Source organism: Pectobacterium nicotianae, assembly GCF_023272715.1.
In the GTDB taxonomy this organism is placed as follows: Bacteria; Pseudomonadota; Gammaproteobacteria; order Enterobacterales; family Enterobacteriaceae; genus Pectobacterium; species Pectobacterium brasiliense.
In genome coordinates this window covers 1,638,307-1,661,545 of the sequence record NZ_CP096821.1, presented here as the reverse complement: position 1 = coordinate 1,661,545, position 23,239 = coordinate 1,638,307, and the positions used below count along the sequence as shown (strand labels likewise).

Here is a 23,239-nt window from a genome sequence, read left to right as displayed (position 1 = left end):
ATCTATAATTTACTACATGATCTAAAAGAAACAAGGATGACATAACAGATTGACCTATTCCCTTTAAATTTACACAGATAACAATATTGGCTACTTCCGCTCCTGGCAATGCTGCCATGCCAAAAAGAGAGCAGATCTCCTATGAGCGAAAACGAAAATTTTCGTCCCCAGTGAGTGAATCTATTCAGTAGAAACACTCAAAGCCAGATTAGAACTCGCTTGGGGTTGTCCCTATCACTGAACGAAATGCAGCAGAAAACGCGGCAGGACAGGAAAAGCCGAGCTGGTAAGCGATCTGTTTAACGGATACATCATTAGATAGAAGGTCTAATGATGCATATATTCTGGCTCTCTGTTTCCACATTCTGAAGCTGAAACCTGTGTCATGTAAAAAACGGCGGGAAAAAGTACGTTCCGACATATTCGCAATATCAGCCATGTCTATTAAGGTCGCCTCCCACCGATGGCTGAGCATCAGTTCTCTTGCGGCACGAAATAAACGTTCATCACGCGGCATAGGGAGTTCCGCAGTCACAGATGGTGCTTCACTAAGAATTTCCAGTAGTAAAAGCGCCATTTTTCGCTTAGCCGCACCGTGGTATTCATCAGTAAACAGACCCGCGATTAACGCCTTCAGCAGCACTGTCGCGTTAATGACATGAACCTGGCTGTTCTTCGTAAAATTTGTGCACTCCGCAATAAGGCTGCGACTGACATAGATAGCACGTAATTCTGTATGGGACAGAATGCTGTAAGAGTGAGTCATCAACGGTGGGATCCAAAGCGCACGCTGAGGAGGGATAACCCATCGCCTGTCTGCCGTTTCAACAAGCATAACCCCTTTAGTGGCAAACAAGAGTTGCCCTTCAAGATGGTAATGCGGGGGATCGACCTCTCCACGCTGATAAGATATGGCAGTCCCGGACCACCCCGTCGCCTCATCGTGTCTTGGCGCTTTATCTATGCAAACTGACATCTCAGATTGATCCCCTTTGTTTACCATGGTTCAGCTAACACTGCCCGGCTGATCATTTTTGGCAGGGTAAAGCGTACTGAATTAAGGTTGTAACAAGCATTACAGGAGCATACGCCAATGCGAGTACATTTTATTGTGCATGAAAGTTTCGAAGCGCCCGGCGCTTATGAAACCTGGGCCATGAGTCGTGGTCATGAAATAACGTTTTCCCGTGTTTATGCGGGCGAGAAACTGCCGCAAGATGCCCGGGACATCGATTTGTTGATCGTGATGGGCGGTCCACAGGATCCTGCCTTCACCCTAGATCAATGCGCCCATTTCGATTCAAAAGCTGAGCAAGCGCTGATCGCCTCTGCAGTGAGTTTCGATAAAGCCATCATTGGTGTCTGTCTGGGCTCTCAACTGATTGGCGAAGCGCTGGGGGCTCCGTTTGCTCACAGCCCAGAAAAAGAGATAGGCGTGTTCCCCATTTTTCTGACGGATACAGGCACCCAGAGCGAGCTGTTCTCTCACTTCGGAAGTCAGCTCAACGTAGGTCACTGGCATAACGATATGCCTGGCCTGACGCCTGAGGCTACAATTATCGCCTACAGCGAAGGATGCCCACGCCAGATAATTGCTTATTCCGAATTGGTTTACGGGTTTCAATGCCACATGGAACTCACGCCGGATGTCGTCGAATTATTAATTGCACACTCAGATAAGGATTTAAGTCAGGCCGCAAAATATCGTTTCATCAACACCCCAGAAGAACTACGGGCTCATGATTACAGTGAAATGAATAGGGTTTTATTCGCGTTCCTCGACAAACTGGAATCATGCTACTGTCGGTCAAAAGCGTAGCGAAAATAACCTCATCCGAATGACATCAGTAGTGCGATAAATAGATGCCGTCATTTTTAAGTTGAGAAAAAGCCCCCGGCTGAGACAGTCATCGGGGGCTTATCGGAAGAATATGTAGAACGTTACAGGCCCAGCTCCGACAGACCGGGATGATCATCCGGACGACGACCCAGTGGCCAGTGGAACTTGCGTTCACTCTCTTTAATAGGCATGTCGTTGATACAGGCGAAGCGGCGATGCATCAGGCCATCTACTTCAAATTCCCAGTTTTCGTTGCCATAAGAGCGGAACCAGTTACCCGAGTCATCATGCCACTCATAGGCGTACCGCACGGCGATGCGATTGTCAGTAAACGCCCACAACTCTTTAATCAGACGATACTCAAGTTCTTTTTTCCACTTCCGCGTGAGGAAACCTTTGGCTTCTTCACGATTGGTTGCAAACTCGGCGCGATTACGCCATTTGGTGTCCAGCGTGTAGGCCAGCGATACCTTTTCGGCATCTCGGCTGTTCCAGCCATCTTCAGCGAGTCGCACCTTCTCAATCGCCGTTTCGCGAGTGAAAGGAGGAAGTGGCGGGCGAATCTGTTTATCGGACATAGTAGAGCCTCCAACATTTGGATATATCAATAGAACGGGATTTTTTGAAACTCAGGCCTTAGTGAGAGGCCTGTTTCAACAACAGTTGCGCCACTTCTCTTGCGCTATCGGCGGCGCTGTAATCGCCCATCACGTGTGACATGGTGATAGCGCCCTCCATCAGAATCAGCAGCTGTCTGGCCAGGGCTGACGGTTGCTCGATGTTTAATTGCCCGGTGAGTTCCAGCGTGTAATCCAGCAATTTTTGTTTATGCAATTTTGCGATTTGGCGAACGGGATCGGCAGGGTCACCGACTTCTCCAGCCGTGTTAATAAAGGCACAACCACGAAAGCCCTCTGACTCAAACCAGCCTCTGAGTACAGTGAACATATTCAGGATGCGCTCCTGAGGGGTATCGCCTTTATCACATTCCGTTCTGAACCAGTGCATCCAGCGTTCATCACGTGCATTCAACGCGGCGGCCGCCACGTCATCCTTGGTCGCGAAATAGCGATAAATACTTTTCCTTGCTACGCCAGAGGTCTTGACCAGAAGGTCCATGCCGGTGGCATGAATGCCGTTCTGATAGATAAGTTGCTCGGCGGTCGCCAGGATTTTTTCTCGGGTGTCGTTTAGTTTTTTGTTCATGAATAAATGGTAGAACGATCGTTCTACCTAGTCAAGCGTTAGCCTGAAAAAATTTTTCAAAAAACGAAGAGTGCAGTCCGTTTGGGAGAGCGAGTCCCCCTCCCCTAAATCAATAGACCGAGACATAAGCACGCTCGTTTCTGGCACAACGTTGGGCAAATAAAGAAGGGTGAAGTCGGTTAAGCGAAAGGAGGCATGACGTTGCAGCCGCAACAGCCATGCCGAAGAAAATTCAGTTCAGTTGATTTCAGCGGGAAGCACGATCTCAATACAACTTCCCCCCAAGGCACTGTCTCTGCAACTTACCTGACCGCCATGCGCCCTTGCGATAGCATTCACTACGGCCAGCCCAAGCCCTGAGCCATCTGTTTTCGCCGAGCACACAGTATCAGCGCGATAAAACGCGTCGAATATCGCCGTCATATCCTGTGGCAGAATGCCCGGCCCTTCATCTTCTACCGTAATACGGATGTCGCTATTTACCCAATGACAGGTAATGAGAATTTTACCGGCAACAGAATATTTAATGGCATTACTCAGCAGCGCTGATAAAACCTGACTGATACGGATTTTGTCCACAAAACCAGTGAGTTGATCCGCCTCGATAGCGGGTGTCAGGCCTTTCTTCTCAAGTTCATCACGAAAGAGTTCGACGCTGGTTACGATCAACTGATCCATCTGTACGGTTTCACGATACAGGTAGAGCTGGCCGCTATCGGAAAGGCTTAACACCCTTAAATCATCGATAAGTCTCGATAAACCTTCAGTCTGGTTGAGCAACAGCAAAAATTGCCGGTCGTCTTTCTCAAATACGCCATCCAGAATGCCCTGAATCCTGCCTTGTAAAATGGTAACGGGTGTCCTCAATTCGTGAGCGATAGCGGCATTCCATTTCTTCATTTCACTGGACATCACTTCCAGTTTACTGGCCATCGCATTGAAATCATCGACCAGTAATGCCGCCTCCCGGATTTCCCGAGCGCTATGTGTTGCTCTTGCGCTAAGCCGGCCTTCCGCAATCTTGCGGGCGCTTTCGGCCACAGCATTCAATGGAATAATGATTTTTCGCGCAAAGGACCAGGCAAAACCCAACGCGACCACGGAAGATAACAAACCAGAAATCAACGTCAGAACCCAGTCATGGGTAGTGGGTATCCAGCTATATTCATCCCGCACATCAGCAAAAGTGATGATATAGATGCTGTAAACCAAGGACAGGAGGATGAGCGTACTGAGCGCCACTTTAGACGTCAGGATGAAGAGCTGATAACGAATGCCGGTTTTCACCATCTTAGTCTCCAAGCCGATAGCCAAAGCCACGAATGCTCTCAGGTACAGAGGATAACCCCGCCTGTTCAATTTTCTTCCTCAACTTGCTGATATGGCTGTCCACCGTTCGTTCACTGGCTTCGCCCTCCGGCAGGCAATACTCCAGGATCTCCTGACGTGAAAATACCCTTTTTGGATAGCGAATAAGATGGAGAAGAATTTTGAACTCCGTCGACGTGAGCTGGCTGCCAATATCGGTATGGGTATTTTTAATCACGACCGTGTGATGATTGACGTTCAGATCGATATGACGCGTGCTGAACGAGAGTGGGTTTTTATCGGTGCGGTGAAAAGACATGCGCCTTAAAATGACGTGAATCCTTGCGATTACCTCGGCAGGGTTGAAGGGTTTAACGATGTAATCGTCGGCTCCTGTCCGCAAAGCCTGAATCTTATCGATATCCGCATCCAGCGCGGTTAGCATCATGATCGGCACATCATTATCCCGCCTGATTTCACTCAGTACCTGCCAGCCATCCACATGCGGCATTCGAATATCCAGGATCACAAACGAGGGAGATTCAGCAAAAAAAAGTGAAATCGCTTCAAGGCCATCTTTCGCTCTCACCACAGTAAAACCTTCTTTCACCAGATAAGCGGTTAGAATTTCTGCAATTTCGTTTTCATCTTCTGCCAACAGGACTTTGATGTTTTTCATTTTTGCTCCAGATATCCGCTCATCTTTATTGCTCTCCACACCATCTCCACACAACCTACACTTAATGTAAACATATGAATTATATAATCATTCTAGCATGTGATATCTATTTTAAATATCAGGAAATGACGAGAATGATGCTTAACAGAACGACGAAAATAAGTGTGTTATCCCTCTTCTGGCTTTTATCAGCCTGTGATTCAGGTTCCGAAACCGCCACACAAACCGAAGAGATGCCGGCCATCGTGAACGTGGAGATACTCACCGCAGAACCGGTGTCTCGTGAGCAAACTTTTCCGGGACGGGTGGCCGCTTTTCGTATCGCACAAATTCGACCTCAGGTGAGCGGTATCGTCACTGAAATGCAGTTTAGCCAAGGAAGTGAATTAACACCGGGGCAGGCATTATTCCAGATCGATCCCGCACCGTTTAAAGCTGACGTAAACAGTGCGGCTGCCGCGTTGCAAAAAACGCAGGCCAGTTACAGACAGCTGCAAGCTAAAGCCAGCCGCCTTGCGAAGATAAGGCATTCAGGTGCAGTCAGCGACCAGGATTACGAAGAAGCGCTTTCCACTGCTGAGCAGGCAAAAGCGGCTATCTCGGAGGCGCGTGCCATTCTCGAACGCAAACAACTGGACCTCTCCTATTCAACGGTGAAATCCCCCATCGGTGGGCGGGTTGATCAAAATTTTATTACTGAAGGCGCGCTGGTCAGTGCCAGTGACAGTCAGGCTCTCGCAACGGTCCAGCAGATCGACAAAGTGTATGTTGATGTTCGACAGCCTGCCGCGCAAATGAACGCACTGCGCGCCGCCGCAGGCACAGGAGTCAGCGGTGAAAATGCGGCGTCCGCCGCCATTGTCTCTGCTGATGGAACGCCCTATAGCAACAAAGCACAAATCCTGTTTACCGGCGTCAGCGTTGATGCGGGTACGGGGGACGTGGTGATGCGTCTGCTGGTTGATAACCCGGACAGAACCCTTTTGCCGGGCATGTATGTTCAGGCAAAAGTCTCACACCTGCTGGACAAAGAAGGCCTGATGGTTCCACGTGAAGCTGTGGTACGTGAAGGCACTAAAACGCATGTCTGGCTCAATGATGAAGGTAAGGCGAAATCTGTCGAGGTTGAGCTGGGAGAGGCCGTTGGCGCTAAGTTCTCAATCACAAACGGCCTTAAGGCTGGCGACCAGTTAGTTATCAAGGGGATGGGTAGATTACAGGACGGAATGTCTCTGCAACTGGCACAAGGTACACACCCGTAACCCCACCCTCACTATTATTCAGGATTTCCTATGCCGCAGTTTTTTATTAATCGCCCTGTCTTTGCCTGGGTTATTGCCGTGTTTATTGTGCTGTTCGGGATGATCGCCATCCCCAAACTGCCTGTTGCTCGCTATCCTTCGGTGGCCCCACCCAGTGTCAATATCTACGCCACTTATCCGGGCTCTACGCCTGAGATGATGAACAACAACGTCGTGTCTTTAATCGAGCGTGAGCTGTCTTCGGTTAAAAACCTGCTCTACTTTGAATCGTCCAGTGATACCACGGGACAGGCAACCATTACCGTCACCTTTAAGCCCGGTACCGACCCCGAACTGGCTCAGGTTGACGTGCAAAACCGTATTAAAATCGTCGAGCCAAGATTGCCCCAGGTGGTACGACAGAATGGCCTCAATGTTGAAGCATCATCCTCAGGCTTTCTGATGATTATTGGGCTTTCCTCGAAGCAGGGACAGATGTCGGACAGCGATTTAAGCGATTATTTCTCCCGTAATATGCTTGAAGAATTACGTCGGGTTGAAGGTGTGGGGCGAGTCCAGCTGTTTGGGGCGGAAAAAGCCATGCGCGTGTGGATCGATCCGGTCAAACTCAATCAATATCGCCTGACAGTGAACGATATTAGTCAGGCGATCACCGCAGAGAATGCCCAGATATCCCCTGGCCGAACCGGCGATTCCCCTGCCGTGCCGGGCCAGCAGGTCACTTATCCTTTACTGGTGAAAGGCCAGCTCAGTTCGCCTGAAGAGTTTGGCAATATCACACTGAGATCGAATCGGGACGGCTCGCGGGTGGTACTTTCTGATGTTGCCCGTCTGGAGCTTGGGCCACAAAGTTATACCTTTTCAACCCGGGAAAATGGGCAGATTTCCACCGGTGCGGCAATTCAGCTTGCCCCGGGCGCGAATGCGGTCAGAACAGCAGACCAAATTAAGTTGCGCCTTGATGACCTGAGTAAAGCGATGCCGCCAGGCATGCAATACACCATTCCGTTTGATACCACTCCGTTCGTAAAAATTTCGATTGAGAAAGTGGTGCACACGTTCATTGAGGCAATGGTACTGGTGTTTCTGGTGATGTATCTGTTCTTGCAGAATGTCAGGTATACCTTTATCCCCGCCATTGTTGCCCCCATCGCGTTGCTGGGTACGTTCACAGTCATGCTGATGTCAGGCTTTTCCATTAACGTGTTGACCATGTTCGGCATGGTTCTGGCGATAGGCATCATCGTGGATGATGCCATCGTGGTCGTGGAAAACGTCGAGCGCATCATGGCCGAAGAAGGATTGGGCCCGAAAGAAGCGACGCAGAAAGCGATGAAAGAGATAACCGGGGCGGTTGTCGGCATCACGCTGGTGCTCAGTGCCGTGTTTATTCCCATGGCGATGGCTACGGGGTCGGTCGGGACCATATACCGACAGTTCACGCTGTCGATGGCCGTTTCGATACTGATTTCTGCTTTCCTTGCGCTTAGCCTGACGCCCGCGCTGTGCGCCACGCTCCTGAAACCGATTGATAAAAATGTCCATGAGAAACGCGGCTTTTTCGGCTGGTTTAATCGCAAGTTTTCGGCGATGACCGACCGCTACGAAAGCGGCGTTACCCGAATGCTGAAGCGAGTTGGACGGTCGCTGGCTGTCTATGCGGCGCTGTGCGTTGTCCTGTTCTTATCGATGAGGAGCGTTCCCTCCTCCTTCCTGCCAGAGGAAGATCAGGGATATTTCCTGACCTCAATTCAGCTGCCTTCGGATGCCACGGAGGAGCGAACCTTAGGCGTGGTGAAAACGTTTGAAGATACTGTGCTGGGCAGAGAAGGCATCGAAGCCAACCTTTCCATCATGGGATTCAGTTTCTCCGGTTCAGGGCCAAACTCGGCGATGGCCTTTACCACGCTAAAAGACTGGGATGAGCGTAATGGTGCGACCGCAGCGTCCGAGTCCGGCCATGTGTTAGAGGCTTTATATGGCCACCCTGAGGCTGAAATCTACAGTCTGATGCCTCCGGCGATTGATGAGCTTGGAAACTCTTCCGGCTTTGCCATGCGTCTTGAAGACCGGGCGGGTAAAGGGTTCGCCGCCCTCAAAGAAGCACAAAATAAACTTCTGGAGCTGGCAGCGGGCAGCAAGGTCGTTCAGGGCGTCTACGTTGACGGTTTGCCCGACGGGCAAGTGATTAACCTGCAAATCGACCGCCAGAAAGCCTTCGCATTAGGTGTGGCATTTGATGAAATTAGCCAGACGTTATCTGGAGCCGTGGGTTCTTTGTATGTCAATGATTTCCCTAACGCTGACCGTATGCAGCAAGTCATCATTCAGGCAGATGCCCCGTACCGTATGCAGCCAGAGGATATTCTCAAACTGTACGTACGTAATGGCAGTGGCGGGATGGTTCCGCTTTCCGAGTTTGTTCAGGCTAAATGGGAGAATTCGCCGCTGCAACTGGTGCGTTATAAAGGCTATCAGGCCATTAAGATTACCGGCAGTGCGGCGGCAGGCTATTCAAGCGGGGATGCCATAAAAGAGATGGAGCGACTGGCAGAACAGCTGCCAGAAGGGTTTGCCGTTGAGTGGACGGGTCTGTCATTGCAGGAGCAGCAGTCTGCCTCAGAAGCACCGATGCTGATGGTTCTGTCAATGCTGGTCGTGTTTCTGGTCCTGGCGGCGCTTTATGAAAGCTGGGCCGTTCCACTGTCCGTCCTGATGGTTGTGCCGTTGGGCCTGTTAGGCGCCGTGCTGGCTGTCATGATGAGAGATATGTCGAACGATGTCTTCTTTAAGGTCGGGATGATTACCATCATTGGCCTGTCGGCAAAGAACGCGATCCTCATCGTGGAGTTCGCCAAACAGATGCATGAGGGCGGCAAAGGTTTGCTCGAGTCCACGATTGAAGCCGCGCGGATGCGCTTGCGACCTATCCTGATGACTTCTCTGGCATTTACCCTGGGCGTAGTCCCCCTGATGATTGCCAGCGGAGCCAGCGCAGAAACCCAACATGCCATCGGTACGGGCGTATTTGGCGGTATGGTCAGCGGAACGATACTGGCAATATTCTTCGTCCCTGTCTTCTACTTCACAGTCATGAAAGTGGTCGAGAAATTTACCCGTAAGGCTTAATTTTTAGTGAGGGGCGTATCCTATGATGCGCCCTCGTTTATGGGGGGCACATGTCATCAATATATACTTACCATCAGGGCATTATTGATGAACTGATCCGTTGGATAGCGCAACAACACGACAACCCTGTCACAACCGCTATGGTTGCGGAACGCGCAGGTTTTTCTCGCTGGCATATGCAGAGAGTGTTTAAACAGCGGACAGGGATTACGCTGGGCAAATATATAAAAGATGTCAAACTTGGCAAGGCGGTGCTTGAGTTAATTAGAGGGAATGAACCGGTTATTATTACTGCGATTCAGAACGGTTATGAATCCCAACAAACCTTTACCCGTGCGATAAAAAATTATACGGGCCTCACTCCGGGGAAGATTAAGCGGTTGCCTGACGAGCAAAAGATGAACTTGCTTGAATGGGTACGACTAGCGGACGTAGCATCAATGCCACAAAGAAATTAATCAGCAACTACAGGCGGCAAAGGCCGCCTGTAATCGTGAGTCGTAATTAATAACGTTCCAGCCAGTGGGCGTAAGGCGTTGGCAGCGTCCACGAGGCGCGATCGATGCCCAGTTCGCGTGCAGCCTGATAGCTCCAGTGCGGGTTCGCCAAATGCGCTTTTCCTACCATCACCAGATCCAACTGACCCGATGCCACAGCCTGCTCGGCCAGCTCCGGCGTGCCGAAGCCCCAGGCAGAAGAGACAGGAAGATCGGCCTGCTCGCGTACCTGCTGCGCAATCGGTCCCATAAAGGCAGGTGCCCACGGAATGTTCGCCGTCGGCGTAGAGAAACCAATGCTAACGCTCAGCATATCCAGCCCAGCAGCTTTGAAGCGACGCGTAAGCTCAATCGATTCCTGCAACGTTTCTTCATCGCGACCATCAAATTCAATCACGCCGAAACGGGCGGTCAGCGGCAGATGCTGTGGCCACACATCGCGAACGGCAGCCAGCGTTTCGAGCAGAAAACGGCTACGGTTGTCGAAGCTACCACCGTACTGATCGTTGCGTTTGTTGGAGTGAACGGAGAAGAAACTCTGTGCCAGATAGCCGTGAGCAAAGTGCAGCTCCAGCCATTCAAACCCAGCGTCCAACGCGCGGCGAGCGGCAGCAACAAAATCATCACGCACGCGGGCGATATCTTCCAGCGTCATTTCCTGCGGCTGCTTGGGCAAATTCGCACCGAAAGCTTCTGCGGAAGGGGCAATAGTCTGCCAGCCGCGTGCATCCCCTTCTGGAATATGGTCATCGCCTTCCCAGGGAATGTTGGCGCTGGCTTTGCGTCCGGCGTGTGCAATCTGAATACCCGGCACGGAGCCTGCATCTTTAATGGATTTAGCAACCTTGGCAAACGCCTGCGCCTGCTCGTCATTCCAGATTCCGGTACAGTGCGGAGAAATGCGGCCCTCGGGGGAAACCGCTGTTGCTTCTACGATAACCAACCCGGCACCACCGCGCGCCAGAGAAGCGTAATGCACCTGATGCCAGTCATTGATCAGGCCATCATTCGCGGAATAGGTACACATCGGTGGAACGGCAATACGGTTGCGTAACGTGATGTCTTTCAGTTTGAAGGGTTGAAACAGTGCGGACATAATATTTTCTGCCTTGTCTGGTTACTTCGATATTTCGATATTATTCGAATAATAGATTTTAGACAACCCTGACGCTATAATTCGCTCATGAGACCTTTTAAGCACCCTACCCCCGAAGAATTTACTCTTGAGCGCGTCCTGTATGCCTTGAGCGATCCGGTACGCTTATCCATTGTGCGTTGTTTATCCGTACAAGAAGAAGCAACGTGTAGCGAGCTTGACGGCGGTCGGCCAAAATCCAGCGTATCCCACCATTTTCGCGTGTTGCGCGACTCGGGTCTGCTGCATACCACCAATATCGGCACTACGCACATCAACCGACTGCGCCGCAGTGATATGCAACAGCGTTTCCCCGGCCTGCTCGACGCTATTCTGGCCCAATCCGCCGAGTAAATTTTTAGCATTAATGGCGGTCGTTCCGCCATTACACACGCCCGTTCATTCCCCCTTTCCCGCTATTCCAACATTGCTGCTTTGCTTTGCATTTCTATGAATATAGCGGCCACCATTTTTCCATTACTCTGATGCTGATACGGGTTTTACGAGGCAGGGTCAGAACCACATGGATTACTACATTGGCATAGATATCGGGACCTCAAAGGTCAAATCGGTGCTATTCGATGCCGATTTCAATGAACTGCTGATTGCGTCAGCCAACACCGTGACCTATTCCCCGCAGCCCGGCTACGCCGAGCAAGAGATGTCTCAGGTGTGGGACGCCGTGCTGTCTACCCTGAAAACGCTGGCTACCTCGCCGCAGCGAGAACAGAGTCGCGTACGCGCCATCGGGCTGTCCGGACAGGGTGAAGGCGTCTGGCTGAGCGATCGCCACGGGCAACCGGTACGACAGGCCATTCTCTGGAGCGATACCCGAACAGCGGAACAGGTTCATCAGCTTAAACAGCGCCCGAATCTGGAAGCGACGCTCTTTCCCGAAACCGGTTCTCCCCTGCTCCCTTGTAACAGCGCGCAGCAGTTACGCTGGCTGACACAACATCAGCCGGATGCGCTGAACGATGCCGATTACTTCTTTTTTGCCAAAGACTGGGTTCGCTTTCGACTGACGGGACAGGCTAATCTGGAACTGACCGATGCCGGTACGTCGCTGCTGGATCTGCATAGCGAGACGCTGTCAAAAACCGTGCTGGATAAGCTGGACTTACAGGCGATTAGGCCGCTTTTTCCGCCGTTGCTTTATCCCGATGATATCGCCGGCACGCTCAGCGACGCCGTCGCCGCACAAACGGGTCTGCCAGCGGGAATCCCTGTCTGTGCAGGCGCACTGGATGTGTCTGCCGCCGCGCTGGGTATCGGCGCTATTCACGACGGCGACATTTTCACCATTCTCGGCACCACCTGCTGCACTGGCATTGTGTGCCGTGGTTTAACGCAGGTGAGCCTGCAAACCCGGTTTGTCGCACACGCCTGGCCGGGCCATTATCTCAATCTGTTCGCGATGCAGTCCGGCACGCCCAATATTGACTGGGCGCTGAGCACGCTGAGCACGCTGACCGACGATGCCGATTTTCAGACCATCAACGCACGCATTGCCCGCGTGCCGCCTGGCAGCGGCGGCGTTTTCTATCAGCCTTACCTCAATGGCGAGCGCGCACCGTTTTACAGCACCTCGGCACGAGCGGGATTTTTTGGTATCGAGCAGTCCACAACCAACGCGCATTTACTGCGCGCGGTCTTTGAGGGGCTCGCGTATGCGATTACCGATTCGCTCAGTGGCTACCCTACTCACGGCGATCTCTACATCGCTGGTGGCGGTGCCGCCTCAGCGATTTGGCTGCAAATCATCGCGGACTGCACCGGACGGCGGGTGATCGCCAGTTCGGTCAAAGAGCTGAGCGCATGCGGTGCCGCACGCCTTGCCGCCCTGTCCATCGGAGAAAGTGCCAACATCGTTCCCGCCGTCAACGCACAGGCGTCAACGTTTCTCCCTGATGCCGACGCCCATCGGCAGTATCAGACACTGTTTCCGGTTTTTCGCCAACTGCGCGACCAGCTACAGCCGCTCTGGCAGGCTCGGGCTCTGGCACTTAATGCACTCGACAATCACAACGCGGCGCGTTCGCACACGGCTCCTACCTCACAGGAAAGTCTTGCCTCATGAAGATCGTATTTACCGCCGAATATGGCGGCAGCCTTGATGCCTTTCAGGCACTGGGGGAATTGGTGGTAGACGGCTGGGCCATCGGCCAGCCCAAACTAAGCGAAGCGGCGCTGATTCGACTGGCGGAGAACGCCGACGTCATCGTCACCAGCTATGACGATATTACCGCCCGCGTCATTGAGGCTTGCCCCCACCTGCGGCTTATCGCCTGTACTCGCGCCAACCCGGTCAACATCGATATCGATGCCGCACGCCGCCGAGGTATTCCGGTGCTTTACACACCCGGACGCAATGCCGATGCCGCCGCAGAATTAACGCTGGCGCTGATGCTGAATGCCACCCGCCACATCCCTCAGGCCCATAGCGCCCTAAAGCGCGGCGAATTCACGCGTGAAACCGACACCGCGTTACAAACGCAGGACGGGCTACGACAGGATGTGGTGTGGGACGTAGACAAACACAGCCCGTATGAGATTTTCAAAGGTGGCGAACTGCGTAATAAGACGCTCGGCATCATCGGCTATGGCAGCATTGGTCATCGGGTCGGGAAACTGGCGCGCGCCTTTGGGATGCAGTTGCTGATTGCGGATCCGTATGTCGCCGCCGAAGAGATCGACGAACCGGGCATTCGCAAGACTACGCTGGACACGCTGTTTTCGCAGTCCGATTTCGTCAGCCTGCACCTGAACAGCACGCCGCAAACCAAAGGGCTGGTCAACCTCGACAGACTCAGAACCATGCGCCCCTCAGCCTATCTGATCAACACCTCGCGCGCTGCCGTTATTGTCGAAGCCGATCTGATCGCGGCGCTACGCGAAAAGTGGCTGGCGGGTGCCGCACTTGACGTTTACGACAGCGAGCCGCTCTGGCGTCATCACCCGTTCATTACCGAATTTGATAACGTGGTACTCACGCCGCACATTGCCGGCGCGACGCGGGAAACGCTGGTGAAACATACCGCGATGATCGCCGCCGACCTTCAGCGGTTTATTCGCGGCGAACCGCTGCTTTACGAATGGAAATAGACGCGGCACTGATCTTTACTCTAAATAATTCGAGTTGCAGGACAAAACGTTAGCGTTTTGAACAACGCAAAGCGTTGGCCCACAGGGCGAGGCTCATTTATGCGCCTCGTAATGCGGCAAGAGAAGGAGTCCCGATGAGCTTACTCAAGTAAGTGATTCGGGTGACTGAACGCAGCCAACGCACATGCAGCTTGAAGTATGACGAGTATAATAGGTAGGCGCTTCTGCCATAAACTTCAGCGTATGCTCCCAGTCAATCACACCCGCATCGGACCCCAGACCGGTGGCGACCAGCCCTGAAACGGCCGAACCGAGCTGGCAGGCTTGCTCCAGATCCCAGCCTTTTGCCAGACCGGCAATAAAGCCACCGCAGTAGCTGTCGCCACAACCGGTCGTGTCCGATACCGCCACACGATAGGCGGGAATGTGCAGCGTGACATCCTGACCGAACACGTAAGACCCGCTCGCACCGGCCTTGAAAATGCAGGTGCCGACGCCGCGATCGAGGAAGAAAGCCGCAATCTCCTCTGGTGTAGTCAGGCCGGAGATAAACGCGGCTTCGTCCAGCGATGGCATAAAGTAGTCGACATCCGGCAGCAGCGGCGTCAGCAGCGACAGCGTCTCCGCATTTGGCGCAATCAGATCGAAGCTGGTCGTCAACCCCTTCGCTTTGGCATGTCGAAGCAGACGCGCGCTCTGTCCCTGATCCATTTTCGCCAGCAATCCCGTGCCGCCGTGGTGTAAAAAGCGGGCATTGCACACGGCATCAAAGTCCTGTTCATCGATGAACAGGTGATCTGACGCCCCGCGATAGTGCAGAGCCGGACGCTCGCCGTCCGGCCGAATGGTCAAAATGGTCGCGGAGGTCGATGCCGCCGTCGTTCGCTGTATCAGAGAACAGTCGATGCCTAACTTGCGATAGGCTGCCAGAATAAAATCGGCTTTCTCATCTTCACCGAGGCAAGCTGCCGTCGCGGTGCGGATACCGAGTTTGGCGGCATTCATCGCCGCACCGCTGGCTGTACCGGCGGGATTAAGGCGAATTTCATCGATAAAATGGACGCCGCCGCCTTCAGGCAAGCCGGTTACCGGCCGACCGGCAACATCCAGAATGGTTAATCCAACAAAAACCGCATCAAATTGGCTCACGCTCGCTCCTTCTTCACATTCTGTTTTTTTTATTCGTGGTCGATTCATTATTGCCGCTGACGCAGTCGTCCTTGCAGGAAAGAGAGCGCCAGCGCCAGCACTAAAATCACGCCGCTCAGCGCATCTTTGACGATGAAGTTCAGCCCCATCAGGTTCAAGCCGTTGGCGATCATACCGAGAAACAGCACGCCAATTAGCGTCCCCGCCACGTTGGGTCGCCCCTGCGCGTGGAACGCGGTGCCGATGAACACCGCGGCAATCGCGTCCATCAGGTAAGCCTGTCCGGCCAGCGGCGTAAACTGCCGCAGATTGGCGGATAACACCACGCCACCGATAGCGCATGTCACCGACGTGACAATCAGCAGCCAGAACATCGTGCGCCGCACGTTAACGCCGGCAATCAGCGCCGCTGGCGCATTCAACCCCATCGCATGAATACGTTTACCAGCAATCGTCCGTTCAAAAAACAGGTAATAGGCAAGCCACAGCACCGCCACAATCACGATCGGCACCGGAATACCCCACAGATCGCCAACGGCCAAATCATGATACTGCGGTGCCATCCGACGGTAAGCAATCGGTCCGCCGCCCTCGGTGTAAATGCGTTCGATGCTGCTACCGATAAACCACGTCCCGAGCGTTGCCAAAAACGGCTTAATGCGGCAGTGAATAATCAGCACCGCGTTAAGCAAACCAATCAGTGCGCCTCCCGCTAATGCCGTCAACACCGCTGCCTGCCACGGCAGGCCATAGACTTTGAGTGCCACCAGCGCGAAGGCGGCACCAAAATCCAGCGCAACGCCCACGGACAGATCGATTCCGCCTGCTGTCACCACCAGCGTCATTGCCAGCGCCACAATCAACAGCACCGCACTGCCCTGCAGCAGATTCCCCCAGTTACCTAACGTCAAAAATATCGGGTTTTGCAGCGAGAAAAACACCAGAAAAGCCAGCAGAATGACCAGAAAACCATAACGAATAAAGAACGACAGCCCCAGTCTGCCGCCCGGCAGCGCAGGCTGCACCGCCAAAGAAGAAGGTTTCACGCGTGACTCCTTTGCCTGCGTAGCGAGGCGGCGGCGAGCACCACCAGAATCAGCACGCCCTTAATCGCACCAACCCAGAAGATATCAACTCGCAGCAGCGCCAGACCGTTCGACAGGGCGTTCACCAGTAGCGTACCCAGCAATGCCCCCCAGATGGTGACCACCCGACGGCGTGAAAACGCCGCGCCGAGAAACGTCGCCAATACCATCTCCAGCAACAGCGGCTCTGCCGTGCCGGGAGAACTACCCGATCCTTGCGCCACCAGCGTCAGCGAGGCCAGCGCCGCCGCCAGCGCCCCTAGCAAATACGAACCGATAACCAGCGGCGTATGGGAAATGCCTGACAGCTGCGCCGCTTCGCGGTTTCCGCCCGCGGCCTGCAAATGCTGCCCCCAGCGGCTATGGTGAACGAGAAATTGAAACAAGAGGAAGACCAGCAGCATGAACCAGACCGCCAGCGGCAACCCAAGCAGGCTGCTATCACGAAACGCCACAATTACTGGATCGCTCACGCTGATGCGCCGCTGCTGAGTCAGCAAATTGGTGAGCCCGATAACCGCCACGGAACAGGCTAATGTCGCTAGTAGCGGCGGTAGTCGAATCGCCACCACCAGCACGGCATTCACCGTACCCGCCAATAGCGCAGCCCCCACCACCAACGCAATCAACCACGGATAGCTGAACCCTGCGTTCGTCAAACCGTCGCTGATTATCGCCACGGCAAGTACCGCAATCGCAGGCAGCGAGAGATCGATACCGCCGGAGACAACATCGTCACCGCCGCCCGTAATGACGCAGACCAGCCCGAAGCACAGGATCGCTAGCGGCGCACTTTGGCGTAAAATAATGGTGATATTTTGCCAACTGAGAAAATAAGGTGCGCTCAGGCAGAGGAACAGCAGCAGCGCCGCAAACAGTACTAAGGGAATGTGATTGAAAAAACCGGCTAAACGCGGCGTTGCTCGGAGGGATTGTAAGGCACGAGTCATACCGCCTCCTGCATGCGACCGCTGCTGGTCAACGCCAGCAGGCTATCCAGCGAGAGGTGTTCCGTCGGTACATCAGCGATAAGTTCACCACGCCACATCACCAGAATGCGATCGCACAGCCCCAGAAGTTCACCATCATCGCTGGAAGAAACGATAACGGCCCGCCCTTCTGCCGCGAGCTGCCGGGTAAGCTGATAGATTTCTGCTTTCGCGCCAATATCAACCCCCAGCGTCGGTTCATCAAGAATAAGCAGCCGGGTATCGGTCTTTAGCCAGCGCGCCAGTATCACCTTCTGCTGGTTACCGCCGCTTAAATTGCGCACGGGCACGCTGACATCGCGCGGCCGGATATCCAGCGTCTGCGCCAGATGGTTCGCCTGTGCTACAGCTTGCTTACGCCGCAGCCAGCCGCGCCAGGCGACAGCGGGCAAGGAAGCCAAATTGATATTGTCCGCCACGGATAGCGGTAAAATCAGCCCATCGTGACGACGATCGCGCGGCACCAGCGCCATCCGCTGCGCGATGGCCTGCACTGGAGAACGCGGGCGCAGCGTCTGACCCTCGATCGTAATATGTCCTTCACGGGCGGGCGTGATGCCATAGAGCGCATCAATCAGCGCCTCACGTCCCGATCCTAACAGCCCCGCAATGCCAACGATTTCTCCCGCCGCCACCTGAAAACGGATCGGTTGGAAATGCTGCCGATCTGTGAGCTGTTCAACCTGTAGCAGCGGCGTACCGCTTTTCTCTGCCTTGCGTTTCCCGTCAAACAGGCTGGCAATCTCTCGCCCCACCATCAGACGAATCATTCCATCGATATCCTTCGTCTCAGGATCGTCCAGCGTCGTCACACCCTTACCATTACGTAACACGGTGACGCGATCGCAAATATCCGCAATTTCATTGAGATAGTGAGAGACATAGATAATCGCAATACCGCGCTGTTTCAGCGTCTGGAGCGTATGCAGTAGCTGCGTAGCTTCCCGTGCTTCCAGCGGTGCCGTCGGTTCATCAAACACCACCAGCCGTGCCTTGCCGTCGATCAGCGCTCGTGCGACCTGCACCAGTTTGCGTTCCGCCAGACTTAACTCCCGGATGAGCCGATTGGCGTCTATCGATAAATTGAATGTGTGCTGAAAAAACTGTTCCGTTTCACGCCGCATCGCCCGACGATCGACGCCTCGCCAGCGGTTCACTCGTTCCTGACCGAGAAACACCGATTCCGCTACGGTAAAATGGGGAATCAGATGCAGTTCCTGATGGATAAAACGAATGCCGTGCGCGTGGATAACCGCGGGCGTCACAGCGCCCAACCGTTGCCCATCGACAGCGATCTCGCCGCCGTCTACGGCATAAACGCCAGCCAGTACCTTGATTAAGGTCGATTTCCCCGCGCCGTTTTCCCCGATCAGGCCGAGAATTTCTCCCGGCCTAACCGTTAGCGAGACGTTGTCCAGCGCAGGAACCCCTGCAAACTGCTTGCTGATGTGCGTCATTGCCAGACCGCCGCCGGACGGCGACGGGGCTGAGTGATATCCCACCATAGGTTATTTCAGTTCGCCATAGCCAAGCTGTTTATAGACCGCCTTGGCTTCCGCCTCCCCTTTGACAGGCAAGACGGGTACAAACGTCTGCGGCAGCAGTGTGGCACCCGCGAAATAACGCGCGACGTTTTTCGCCGATGTGGTGCCAATCAGACGCGGCTGCTGCGCTACGTTGGCAACAAACGGACTGCCTTTCTCCGCCATAATTTCCAGCGTTTCTGGCCCGGCATCAATCGCCGTGACCTTCACGTCCTTATCGCGCCCGGTTTCTTCCAATGCCTGCACCACGCCGATGGCTGGCTGATCCCAGCAGGCAACGTGGATTGCATCCAACGTGCCTTTCGGGTACTGGCTCAGCAGCTCAAGGGTTTTCTTACGCGCATCTTCCGGCGAGTTGGAATATTGTTCGGCCAGCTCAGGCTGAATGATTTTGATCCCCGGATAATCCTGCAAAACGTATTTCCACAGGTCATAGCGAATACCGCAGATGCGCAGCGCGTTAGAGAAGGCGTTGAAAACCGCGATGTTCCCTTTTCCGCCCAGCGCATCCGCCGTATAGCGCCCGATCGTCGAGCCAATCGCGTAGTTATCTGACGTCGTGTTATTGATGGAGTAAGACGAGACATGATCGACGGTAAAAACCGGAATCTTTGCCTCACGCAGCGCTTTAAACTTCGGCTCTACCGCGCTGTCGCCAAGAATACTGATCACGGCATCGACCTTGCGCGCCAGCAGAATATCGTGATTATTGGCATGAACCTGATTATCACGCCCTCCATCCACGCCCACGACTTGCCCACCAAGTTTCTCAATTTCTTCGGTCGCCCCTTTGTAGGCCTCACGGTCCCAAAAGTGCTGTGTTCCCACTACGGCAACGCCAATGGTTTTTCCCTTCAATGACAGTGTCTCATCCGCTGCCTGAACAGAGGTCATTACCCCTGTAGCGAGCACGCACGCAGCGAGACGAGAAAAGCGAGTTTTCATCATTTTTATCCCGATTTTTATAAAATTATTAGCAGGGAAAGAGATTAGCAACGGGAAAAGTTAAATCGAAATAACAAAAATGATAATGGCTAGTGATTAAATAGAAATAGCATTGATAAACAGATGTAGCGATTTTTACTTATTGAATTTACAGGAATAAGTTATAAAAAATGCATCTTGTTTTTTGTCCCTATAAAGGGAATGGTTAAGGTTCTTCTATACCCAAGGGAAAAGCAGACATGACAACGCTAGCGATTTACCACCGTCCACAGATCACGCAACCCGTCCAACAACTCACCACGTTTACTGACATCGCTTCCCTGCTCGCCAGTGCCGGGATCCAGCTAGAGCACTGGCAGACCGATGCACCACCGTTAGACGCCAGCAACGAAACCATTTTGGCTCAGTACCAGGCCGACATTGAACGTCTCAAGCAGCAGGAGGGCTACACCTCTGCCGACGTGATCAGCCTGACACCGGATCATGCTGAGAGACTGGCACTGCGGGAAAAATTTCTTCAGGAACATACCCATAGTGAAGATGAAGTGCGCTTCTTCGTGCGTGGCAGCGGAAGCTTTTTTGTGCCGATTGGCGAGCAGGTTTTCCAGCTTACCTGTGAGGCAGGCGACCTCTTACGCGTTCCCGCCAACACGCCGCACTGGTTTGACTGCGGCGAATTCCCTGATTTTGTCGCGATCCGCATTTTTACCAATCCAGAAGGCTGGGTTGGACACTTTACCGGACGGGAGACGTTTCACTAATTCCACGATCGTTTCTGCATTTCTCCGCCGTTCCCTTTATACTGTGCGTTTTGTACCAAGACGAACGGCGAGACCCCTTCCGTAATGATGAATAACGATGTCCTGCGCAGCGTGCGCTATATGCTGAATTTGAATAATGACCACCTGCTGAAGATCCTGGCACTGGTGGAGATGACCGTCCCTCCCCAGCAGTTGGCGAGCTACGTCAAAAAGGAAGGGGAAGAAGGTTATCAACCTTGCCCAGACATCGTGATGAGTTATTTCCTGAACGGGCTGATTCTGCAAAAACGTGGACAAGATGAAAACCAGCCTGCGCCGCAGTTTGAGCGCAAGATGACCAACAATATTATTCTGAAAAAGCTGCGTGTCGCGTTTTCATTAAAAACGGATGATATTCAGGCGATCCTGCTGGAACAGAATTTCCGCATCTCAGTACCGGAAGTCACCGCGATGATGCGCGCGCCCGATCATAAAAACTATCGCACCTGCGGCGATCAGGTTATCCGCTACTTCCTGAAAGGGCTAACGGCGCGAGTACGCAAAGGCTAAAAGCGCCGTTAACGAAAGACGTGAGCGTTGCCTGACTGACCTTTTCTTATAAAGGCATCAGCAACGCTCGGTTTTGAGTACGGCATCTTTTAATACGGTATTGTTTAATACAGTATCAATGCTGTGTGTCATGCAGGATAGCGGTGACCAGCTGCTCCAGCTCTTCGTTTTCAAGTCGGGTAATTTGCCGCACTTTTTCCTTATCCATACCTGTTAACAACAACTCTCGGGCAATTTGTCTGGCACTACTTTTCATCCCTTGTTCAATGCCCTGCTCCAATCCTTGCTGAATACCGCGTTGGATCCCTTCCTCGAATCCCATTTTTTTCAATTGTTCTGCAATCGTCATAATGTCCTCCTGACCGGTTGATAGCGGTGCTGCCAGTGCGTCAATGAAATCTGCGGGTTTGGATGTGTTTCCCGCTTGTGCAATATAAAATAACAGCGCCCGACGTTGCGTCAGCGGCACCGACCAGCGTTCAAATAGTAACCCAATCTCACGCGCCAGCTCCAGCATATCACGGGTACGAATATGCTTCTGTACCAGTTCCAGTAACGCCATACGTCGATGCGTGCGAATCTCATCATCCGAAATAGCAGTTAAATCCACCAGTGGGAAAGGCTGTTCATACAGCGCTTGTGCCAGTAAGGGATCGGCGAAGCTGTCCAACCAGCGGAGGCTGTAAGGATAAGGACGCACTCTGCCATGGTAAAACAACAGCGGCACCACCAACGGTAAACGATCGTGTCCCTGATCCAGATGTTGCTGCATAGCAGCCAGACAATAGCGTAGCAGCCGGAAAGCCATCTGTTTTTCCGGGCGGCTTTGATGTTCAATCACACAGTAAATATACCCTTTGCCTGCGGTGGTATGCAGTGAGTACAGCACGTCCGATATCCGCGCGCGCAGCTTTTCATCAATAAACGACGCGGATTCCAATTGCAGCGTGCTGAAATCACAGCGTTTGCGGATTTCATCCGGCAGATGAATCATCAGAAAATCCCGTGCGACCGCGATATCGCTTAAAAACTGTTTGAAGATCGCATCATGCGATGGCATCTCATCCTCTTCCCTGTAGACCATGACTGAAAATTCAGTAGGGAGGGTAACGGGGACACGACAATAAAGCAGAAAACCGCGTAGAAAGTGGAAAGCGCCTCGAAGAAAAACCGGTTTATGTCGAGGCACTGGCTGTAAGCAGAGAGCCGTTGCCGTCAGGCGGCTTCATGCTTTTCCATCATCAAGCGTGCAGGAGCAGCGTCAACGTGCAGCGCAGGATGACGGCAGAAGCGGACGACGTCACCGACCACCAGCAGGCTAGGCGACTGTGGCTGATAGCGCGCCAGCAGTGCCGGTAAGGTCGCCAGTGTTGCAGTTAATAACCGCTGATCCGGCTGGGTGCCGCGTTCGATAATCGCGACGGGCGTCTGCGCGGACAGCCCGTGCTCGATCAAGCGCTGACACAGCCGGCTGCTGTGGCTCAGCCCCATATAGAACACCAACGTTTGCTGGCTGTCCGCCAGCGTCGGCCAGTCCAATTGCGGTTCGCCATCGCGCGAATGACCGGTCACGAAGCGCACCGACTGCGCACAAGCCCGGTGCGTCAGCGGTAGCCCCACTGCTGCCGCACAGCCTGTCGCGGCGGTAATACCGGGTACGACGTGGCAGACAATTCCGGCCTGCTGGGCATAATCCATCTCTTCGCCACCGCGACCAAAAATAAACGGGTCACCGCCTTTCAGACGAATCACCCGCTGTCCGGCCTGCGCCAGTTCAACTAACAGCTGATTGATTTTTTCCTGTGACAAACGGTGACAGCCGCGCGTTTTCCCGACGTCGATGCACAACGCCTGCTCCGGCACCAAATCCATAATCTCCGCCGACACCAGCCGATCGTAGACCACCACATCCGCCTGCTGGATTGCCCGCAGCGCCTTCAGCGTCAGCAATTCTGCATCACCCGGCCCTGCACCTACCAGCCAGATTTCACCGCCGAGTACAGGCTGACGCCGTTGGCCCTGCGCCAATATTGATTGTGTTGTCATCATGTCACAC

Annotated in this window: 21 protein-coding genes and 1 pseudogene; 9 read left to right on the top strand and 13 right to left on the bottom strand. The window is 53.4% G+C overall.

What is annotated here, in order from left to right; translation table 11 throughout:
* Positions 1-208: 208 nt before the first annotated feature.
* Positions 209-976, bottom strand: a complete 768-nt coding sequence (locus tag MYB54_RS07410) for an AraC family transcriptional regulator (protein ID WP_248721735.1) — start codon at positions 974-976, stop codon at positions 209-211.
* 117 nt (positions 977-1,093) lie between these two features.
* Between MYB54_RS07410 and MYB54_RS07405 the strand changes: the two genes are divergently transcribed.
* A complete protein-coding gene (locus MYB54_RS07405; protein WP_248721734.1) occupies positions 1,094-1,819 on the top strand; it encodes a type 1 glutamine amidotransferase in 726 nt (241 codons plus the stop codon).
* Positions 1,820-1,941: 122 nt separating this feature from the next.
* On the opposite strand, the gene MYB54_RS07400 is transcribed toward MYB54_RS07405, so the two are convergent.
* The 4 genes from MYB54_RS07400 to MYB54_RS07385 all read right to left on the bottom strand — a co-directional run bounded on the left by MYB54_RS07400 (position 1,942) and on the right by MYB54_RS07385 (position 5,072).
* Positions 1,942-2,418, bottom strand: a complete 477-nt coding sequence (locus MYB54_RS07400; RefSeq protein ID WP_248721733.1) for a nuclear transport factor 2 family protein — start codon at positions 2,416-2,418, stop codon at positions 1,942-1,944.
* A gap of 58 nt (positions 2,419-2,476) precedes the next feature.
* The gene (locus MYB54_RS07395; RefSeq protein ID WP_248721732.1) at positions 2,477-3,046 is read right to left on the bottom strand and encodes a TetR/AcrR family transcriptional regulator; all 570 of its coding nucleotides are present in this window, start codon (positions 3,044-3,046) and stop codon (positions 2,477-2,479) included.
* A 237-nt stretch (positions 3,047-3,283) separates the two neighbouring features.
* Entirely contained in the window at positions 3,284-4,336 is a 1,053-nt protein-coding gene (locus MYB54_RS07390) for an ATP-binding protein (protein WP_248721731.1), read from the bottom strand.
* A 1-nt stretch (position 4,337) separates the two neighbouring features.
* On the bottom strand, positions 4,338-5,072 hold the full coding sequence (locus MYB54_RS07385; protein ID WP_371928278.1) for a response regulator: 735 nt from the start codon (positions 5,070-5,072) through the stop codon (positions 4,338-4,340).
* A 95-nt stretch (positions 5,073-5,167) separates the two neighbouring features.
* Here MYB54_RS07385 and MYB54_RS07380 point away from each other — a divergent pair, with 95 nt between their 5' ends.
* Genes MYB54_RS07380 through MYB54_RS07370 form a run of 3 tightly spaced genes read left to right on the top strand, consistent with a single transcriptional unit; the run spans position 5,168 to position 9,882 of the window.
* On the top strand, positions 5,168-6,295 hold the full coding sequence (locus tag MYB54_RS07380) for an efflux RND transporter periplasmic adaptor subunit (protein ID WP_248721730.1): 1,128 nt from the start codon (positions 5,168-5,170) through the stop codon (positions 6,293-6,295).
* A gap of 30 nt (positions 6,296-6,325) precedes the next feature.
* Positions 6,326-9,424 carry a multidrug efflux RND transporter permease subunit gene (locus MYB54_RS07375; RefSeq protein ID WP_248721729.1) on the top strand — a complete coding sequence of 1,033 codons (3,099 nt, stop codon included), beginning with the start codon at positions 6,326-6,328 and terminating at the stop codon, positions 9,422-9,424.
* 50 nt (positions 9,425-9,474) lie between these two features.
* Positions 9,475-9,882: a helix-turn-helix domain-containing protein gene (locus tag MYB54_RS07370; protein ID WP_205568118.1), complete on the top strand. Its 408-nt coding sequence runs from the start codon at positions 9,475-9,477 to the stop codon at positions 9,880-9,882.
* Between the two features lie 46 nt (positions 9,883-9,928).
* On the opposite strand, the gene MYB54_RS07365 is transcribed toward MYB54_RS07370, so the two are convergent.
* The gene (locus MYB54_RS07365; protein WP_039464904.1) at positions 9,929-11,017 is read right to left on the bottom strand and encodes an NADH:flavin oxidoreductase/NADH oxidase; all 1,089 of its coding nucleotides are present in this window, start codon (positions 11,015-11,017) and stop codon (positions 9,929-9,931) included.
* A gap of 87 nt (positions 11,018-11,104) precedes the next feature.
* On the opposite strand from MYB54_RS07365, the gene MYB54_RS07360 reads away from it, so the two are divergent.
* The 3 genes from MYB54_RS07360 to MYB54_RS07350 all read left to right on the top strand — a co-directional run bounded on the left by MYB54_RS07360 (position 11,105) and on the right by MYB54_RS07350 (position 14,161).
* Positions 11,105-11,410, top strand: coding sequence for an ArsR/SmtB family transcription factor (locus MYB54_RS07360; protein ID WP_010278714.1), 306 nt, complete (start codon positions 11,105-11,107; stop codon positions 11,408-11,410).
* 169 nt (positions 11,411-11,579) lie between these two features.
* Positions 11,580-13,136 (top strand): FGGY-family carbohydrate kinase, encoded by a 1,557-nt coding sequence (locus tag MYB54_RS07355; RefSeq protein WP_248721728.1) that lies wholly within the window; start codon positions 11,580-11,582, stop codon positions 13,134-13,136.
* The gene (locus tag MYB54_RS07350; protein WP_248721727.1) at positions 13,133-14,161 is read left to right on the top strand and encodes a 2-hydroxyacid dehydrogenase; all 1,029 of its coding nucleotides are present in this window, start codon (positions 13,133-13,135) and stop codon (positions 14,159-14,161) included. The genes MYB54_RS07355 and MYB54_RS07350 overlap by 4 nt, the downstream gene beginning before the upstream one ends.
* A 225-nt stretch (positions 14,162-14,386) precedes the next feature.
* Here MYB54_RS07350 and MYB54_RS07345 read toward each other — a convergent pair.
* The 5 genes and pseudogenes from MYB54_RS07345 to MYB54_RS07325 all read right to left on the bottom strand — a co-directional run.
* Positions 14,387-15,310 (bottom strand): annotated as a pseudogene (locus MYB54_RS07345) (carbohydrate kinase family protein); the annotation flags it as partial.
* 47 nt (positions 15,311-15,357) lie between these two features.
* Positions 15,358-16,356 carry an ABC transporter permease gene (locus MYB54_RS07340; protein ID WP_248721726.1) on the bottom strand — a complete coding sequence of 333 codons (999 nt, stop codon included), beginning with the start codon at positions 16,354-16,356 and terminating at the stop codon, positions 15,358-15,360.
* Positions 16,353-17,345 carry an ABC transporter permease gene (locus MYB54_RS07335; RefSeq protein ID WP_205563919.1) on the bottom strand — a complete coding sequence of 331 codons (993 nt, stop codon included), beginning with the start codon at positions 17,343-17,345 and terminating at the stop codon, positions 16,353-16,355. The genes MYB54_RS07340 and MYB54_RS07335 overlap by 4 nt, the downstream gene beginning before the upstream one ends.
* On the bottom strand, positions 17,342-18,889 hold the full coding sequence (locus tag MYB54_RS07330; protein ID WP_205563920.1) for a sugar ABC transporter ATP-binding protein: 1,548 nt from the start codon (positions 18,887-18,889) through the stop codon (positions 17,342-17,344). Before MYB54_RS07330 ends, MYB54_RS07335 begins: the two co-directional genes overlap by 4 nt.
* A gap of 3 nt (positions 18,890-18,892) precedes the next feature.
* The gene (locus MYB54_RS07325) at positions 18,893-19,873 is read right to left on the bottom strand and encodes a sugar ABC transporter substrate-binding protein (RefSeq protein WP_043901888.1); all 981 of its coding nucleotides are present in this window, start codon (positions 19,871-19,873) and stop codon (positions 18,893-18,895) included.
* Positions 19,874-20,112: 239 nt separating this feature from the next.
* Between MYB54_RS07325 and MYB54_RS07320 the strand changes: the two genes are divergently transcribed.
* Together MYB54_RS07320 and MYB54_RS07315 are read left to right on the top strand one after the other, a co-directional pair.
* Positions 20,113-20,634, top strand: coding sequence for a 1,2-dihydroxy-3-keto-5-methylthiopentene dioxygenase (locus tag MYB54_RS07320; protein ID WP_100016593.1), 522 nt, complete (start codon positions 20,113-20,115; stop codon positions 20,632-20,634).
* 84 nt (positions 20,635-20,718) lie between these two features.
* On the top strand, positions 20,719-21,183 hold the full coding sequence (locus tag MYB54_RS07315; RefSeq protein WP_014915992.1) for a YehS family protein: 465 nt from the start codon (positions 20,719-20,721) through the stop codon (positions 21,181-21,183).
* A 115-nt stretch (positions 21,184-21,298) separates the two neighbouring features.
* Here MYB54_RS07315 and MYB54_RS07310 read toward each other — a convergent pair whose 3' ends face one another.
* Positions 21,299-22,243, bottom strand: coding sequence for an Rpn family recombination-promoting nuclease/putative transposase (locus MYB54_RS07310; RefSeq protein WP_248721725.1), 945 nt, complete (start codon positions 22,241-22,243; stop codon positions 21,299-21,301).
* 155 nt (positions 22,244-22,398) lie between these two features.
* Positions 22,399-23,232 carry a uroporphyrinogen-III C-methyltransferase gene (gene cobA, locus MYB54_RS07305; protein WP_039520305.1) on the bottom strand — a complete coding sequence of 278 codons (834 nt, stop codon included), beginning with the start codon at positions 23,230-23,232 and terminating at the stop codon, positions 22,399-22,401.
* Positions 23,233-23,239 lie beyond the last annotated feature (7 nt).

What these genes read in the sequence shown, in the direction of transcription:
- MYB54_RS07365 (WP_039464904.1), bottom strand. Translation starts at nt 11,017, where the DNA reads ATGTCCGCACTGTTTCAACCCTTCAAACTGAAAGACATCACGTTACGC.
- MYB54_RS07320 (WP_100016593.1), top strand. Translation starts at nt 20,113, where the DNA reads ATGACAACGCTAGCGATTTACCACCGTCCACAGATCACGCAACCCGTC.
- MYB54_RS07380 (WP_248721730.1), top strand. Translation starts at nt 5,168, where the DNA reads ATGATGCTTAACAGAACGACGAAAATAAGTGTGTTATCCCTCTTCTGG.
- MYB54_RS07390 (WP_248721731.1), bottom strand. Translation starts at nt 4,336, where the DNA reads ATGGTGAAAACCGGCATTCGTTATCAGCTCTTCATCCTGACGTCTAAA.
- MYB54_RS07410 (WP_248721735.1), bottom strand. Translation starts at nt 976, where the DNA reads ATGTCAGTTTGCATAGATAAAGCGCCAAGACACGATGAGGCGACGGGG.
- MYB54_RS07395 (WP_248721732.1), bottom strand. Translation starts at nt 3,046, where the DNA reads ATGAACAAAAAACTAAACGACACCCGAGAAAAAATCCTGGCGACCGCC.
- MYB54_RS07355 (WP_248721728.1), top strand. Translation starts at nt 11,580, where the DNA reads ATGGATTACTACATTGGCATAGATATCGGGACCTCAAAGGTCAAATCG.
- MYB54_RS07370 (WP_205568118.1), top strand. Translation starts at nt 9,475, where the DNA reads ATGTCATCAATATATACTTACCATCAGGGCATTATTGATGAACTGATC.
- MYB54_RS07350 (WP_248721727.1), top strand. Translation starts at nt 13,133, where the DNA reads ATGAAGATCGTATTTACCGCCGAATATGGCGGCAGCCTTGATGCCTTT.
- MYB54_RS07360 (WP_010278714.1), top strand. Translation starts at nt 11,105, where the DNA reads ATGAGACCTTTTAAGCACCCTACCCCCGAAGAATTTACTCTTGAGCGC.
- MYB54_RS07405 (WP_248721734.1), top strand. Translation starts at nt 1,094, where the DNA reads ATGCGAGTACATTTTATTGTGCATGAAAGTTTCGAAGCGCCCGGCGCT.
- MYB54_RS07400 (WP_248721733.1), bottom strand. Translation starts at nt 2,418, where the DNA reads ATGTCCGATAAACAGATTCGCCCGCCACTTCCTCCTTTCACTCGCGAA.
- MYB54_RS07325 (WP_043901888.1), bottom strand. Translation starts at nt 19,873, where the DNA reads ATGAAAACTCGCTTTTCTCGTCTCGCTGCGTGCGTGCTCGCTACAGGG.
- MYB54_RS07310 (WP_248721725.1), bottom strand. Translation starts at nt 22,243, where the DNA reads ATGCCATCGCATGATGCGATCTTCAAACAGTTTTTAAGCGATATCGCG.
- MYB54_RS07315 (WP_014915992.1), top strand. Translation starts at nt 20,719, where the DNA reads ATGATGAATAACGATGTCCTGCGCAGCGTGCGCTATATGCTGAATTTG.
- MYB54_RS07335 (WP_205563919.1), bottom strand. Translation starts at nt 17,345, where the DNA reads ATGACTCGTGCCTTACAATCCCTCCGAGCAACGCCGCGTTTAGCCGGT.
- cobA (WP_039520305.1), bottom strand. Translation starts at nt 23,232, where the DNA reads ATGATGACAACACAATCAATATTGGCGCAGGGCCAACGGCGTCAGCCT.
- MYB54_RS07330 (WP_205563920.1), bottom strand. Translation starts at nt 18,889, where the DNA reads ATGGTGGGATATCACTCAGCCCCGTCGCCGTCCGGCGGCGGTCTGGCA.
- MYB54_RS07375 (WP_248721729.1), top strand. Translation starts at nt 6,326, where the DNA reads ATGCCGCAGTTTTTTATTAATCGCCCTGTCTTTGCCTGGGTTATTGCC.